This is a genomic window from Lentilactobacillus hilgardii DSM 20176 = ATCC 8290 (assembly GCF_000159315.1).
GTDB classification, from domain to species: Bacteria; Bacillota; Bacilli; order Lactobacillales; family Lactobacillaceae; genus Lentilactobacillus; species Lentilactobacillus hilgardii.
This window is the reverse complement of sequence record NZ_GG669994.1, coordinates 267,603-270,716: the sequence shown is the minus strand read 5'-3', so window position 1 is coordinate 270,716 and position 3,114 is coordinate 267,603. Positions and strand designations below refer to the sequence as shown.

Genomic DNA, 3,114 nt, shown 5'->3' with positions numbered 1-3,114 from the left:
GTACTGATTATTGTCTTAAATTCCCAAGGCGAACCCAATTGTGAAAGCAAGCATCAATAAAAGAATGATGGGTAGAATGTGAAGCCAAAGCTGAAAAATACTCATCAGCATTCAACCCACCCTCATACTTAATCATAAATAATCAGCTATGATGCACAATTGATTTGTAGCGATTTTTAGTCGTTCGACATCATTTTTCAACTGTCATAAATGACTTATCTGGAATTCGGATTAAATTAAACCTGTCAGCCTGCCGACCCGCATGTAATCCTATTCCGTTGAACCAATTCTTCTTGTATGTCGTTGTGACCGTTCCAACCCATGCGTGTTGATAACGATCATCCAAATGATTCAGCCATTCCTTATTCCACTTGTAAGCTTCGGCCTGAACGTTCAAGTTCGATTTGCCGTAAACCACTGTTGCACTTGTACTGTCTGTTTGGTATTTTCGCCCTTCAACATAGTATGTATATCGTTGAATCGGCTTTCGGCCATTTCCGTTATTAACCGTGACGTAATCGGACTGATCGGTCTTGTAACGAATAATCAACGGCTTGTAAGAGTAACTAACACGAACTGCATTCGGATTAAGCTTTTTTACATCTTGGAAAAATGTCGTATAAGACATCCCCCAAAATACCAACAAAAAGACAACCAGTTCGCCACAAGAAATCCAAAAGTTCTGCCAAGTAAATGCTTTCTTTTCTTGAACGATTACTTTTAGGCGTCGACTACGCATATCGTGAACCATCCAAATTAAATAAATGAGTAGAATAAGCCATAAAGCCATTCCAATTAAATTCCAGGTGGATTTCATGTCATTCAATTCCCCTTTTAACAATAATTATGATTTCAGTGTACACTAATATTAAAGAGAGTGCGAGAGATTACGGCGTATCGCACTGTCATTTCGAACACTTAAAACTAACGAGGTGATCCCATGTGTACCAGTTTAACTTTGCAAACTTTAAACCATCATGTCCTGCTTGCCCGAACAATGGATTTTCCGGTCCGGGCAGCTTGGAAACCAGCGCTTATTAATCAAGATTATTATGAAACCGCTTTATCGGGAAAGCGTGCCATTCGTTATCCTTATATTGGCGGCGGTCGAACCGAGGAAAATGACCAAATACTGGTTGCCGATGGCGTCAATACCAAAGGGCTTAGTTGCGCGGAATTAATGTTCCCTCTTAAAGCCCATTATTTGGATAAACCAGTAGCAGACAAGCTCAATTTAACACCGCAGGATTTTCTCCCCTGGGCACTTGGTGAACACGCCTCGCTTCAAGAAGTCAAAGCTGATTTGGCGCATATCGCCATTATTGGTCAAAACTGGCTGGCCGGCAATGAGATCTTTGCCTTTCACTGGATTTTGGCTGACCAGGCAGGTCAAACCTTACTTATAGAACCAACCATTAAAGGTCTTGAAATCATCTCCGATTCAATCGGTGTTCTAACCAACTCGCCAACCTATCCGGAACATATGGCACGTTTTGCCAAATCACTTCACACTAATGAGAATTTAACCGAACTATCTCAAAAATCACAACAAATTGTGATGAGCCAGAAGTTTCCTCAAGCAACCAACACACCCACAACCAGATTTTTAGTCACCGCCATTAATAAACTTGGTGCCCAGCCCAGTCGAACACAATTCGAGGCTCGAAACCGACTGTTTAATGATTTAGCGACCGTTGCAATTCCATACAAGCCATCCATGCATCAGCACCCCAACTTCAATTATACCCACTATATTTCGATTCTTGATTCAACAGATCAAACCTATTATTTTAGATATCACGATTCAAAACAGGTCTTCAGTTATTCTCTGAGCGACGAGTTGGCGCAACATACCAATCAAAACCTATTCCTCATCTAAGTAATGATCAATTTGTTCTTGAACGCCTTGTTCATCGTTGGTTAAATGCGTCACGTGTTCAACTTTAGCCAGTAAATCCTGGGCAGCGTTTTTCATCGCATAGCCCTCCCTTGCGGCGTTGACCATCTCAAAATCATTACCGTTATCGCCAAAAGCAGCAACGTCATCAAATGATAGCTGCCAGTCATTAAGCAGTGATTGAATACCGGTCAGCTTGGTCACACCGGCGTTCATGACATCCAATCCGTTCATCCCCGAAGACGTTGCGCTCAGTCGGCCGCTAAATTGATGATTAAACTCATTTTGTCGTTCAAGTACGCCACCCGTCTCCCATGTGATATCAATCTTATAAATTGAATCAAAAACCAATCGCAGATCTTTGGCAGATTGCATATTTTCGTAAAAATACTTGGACGCTTTAAAACGTTTGGATTGGCTTGGCAGATTGCAATACGTTCCGTTTCGGCCAACCAGGATGATCTCGGCCCCGAAGAAACTTGGCGTTTTTAACATCCAATCCAGTGCCTTTCGGAGTACCAAATGGTCAATAATATCTTCCGAAACAATGACACCGCGTTCGTCAACAACCAACGCGCCGTTATTACAAACGTAAGAAATTGGCCCTGACACGTGTTCAAAGGTTTTTAATAAATGTTGATAATGATTGCTGCTGGCTGAAACAAAATGCATCTGTTTTTGGGCTAATCGATCCAATTCACCTTGAAACCTGTTTTCATCGAATGTCCCCTTTTCATTTAAAAAGGTTCCGTCCATATCACTTGCAATTACTTTAATCACGGCAATCCTCCTGACTATCGTTATTTTCAAATTACGAATATATTATATATTTATCCAAATCATTTACTTAATTGTGTATCCAATAAAAGCTACACCCTTAATTTTAAATGTTTCACTCCGTTTGTAAAACAATTTTATATTTAGTATACTGTTCCTTGATGATACAACTTATCTGGGGTGCCTTTAGGCTGAGAGAAACCCATCGAACCTGATCTGGATAATACCAGCGAAGGGAGCATATTCCGTTGTGCACGAAATGGATTAAGCGTATTGATGAATTTCGAGGCTGGGACATCTTGTCCGAGCCTCTTTTTATTGACTAAAATCGCTTGCGACAGGATTTTTCAGTTTTATTTGCAATTTTTATCTTATTCATGTTATTTTCTCGCCTTATCCGCAACTCCAGTGTAGGGACTATCTTGCTCTTCAAAGCAACA

3 protein-coding genes and 1 riboswitch are annotated in these 3,114 nt (G+C 40.7%); of the genes, 1 reads left to right on the top strand and 2 read right to left on the bottom strand.

The window, feature by feature from the left end; all coding sequences use genetic code 11:
* Positions 1–190 precede the first annotated feature (190 nt).
* Positions 191–817 (bottom strand): LVIS_2131 family protein, encoded by a 627-nt coding sequence (locus tag HMPREF0519_RS08510; RefSeq protein WP_003559043.1) that lies wholly within the window; start codon positions 815–817, stop codon positions 191–193.
* Between the two features lie 123 nt (positions 818–940).
* Here HMPREF0519_RS08510 and HMPREF0519_RS08505 point away from each other — a divergent pair, with 123 nt between their 5' ends.
* Complete coding sequence (locus HMPREF0519_RS08505) at positions 941–1,879, top strand: linear amide C-N hydrolase (RefSeq protein ID WP_003635479.1); 939 nt, start codon at positions 941–943, stop codon at positions 1,877–1,879.
* Here HMPREF0519_RS08505 and HMPREF0519_RS08500 read toward each other — a convergent pair.
* On the bottom strand, positions 1,865–2,677 hold the full coding sequence (locus HMPREF0519_RS08500) for an HAD-IIB family hydrolase (RefSeq protein ID WP_040472771.1): 813 nt from the start codon (positions 2,675–2,677) through the stop codon (positions 1,865–1,867). The two genes, HMPREF0519_RS08505 and HMPREF0519_RS08500, sit on opposite strands and share 15 nt — an antisense overlap.
* A 163-nt stretch (positions 2,678–2,840) precedes the next feature.
* Positions 2,841–2,929, top strand: a riboswitch (TPP riboswitch).
* Positions 2,930–3,114 lie beyond the last annotated feature (185 nt).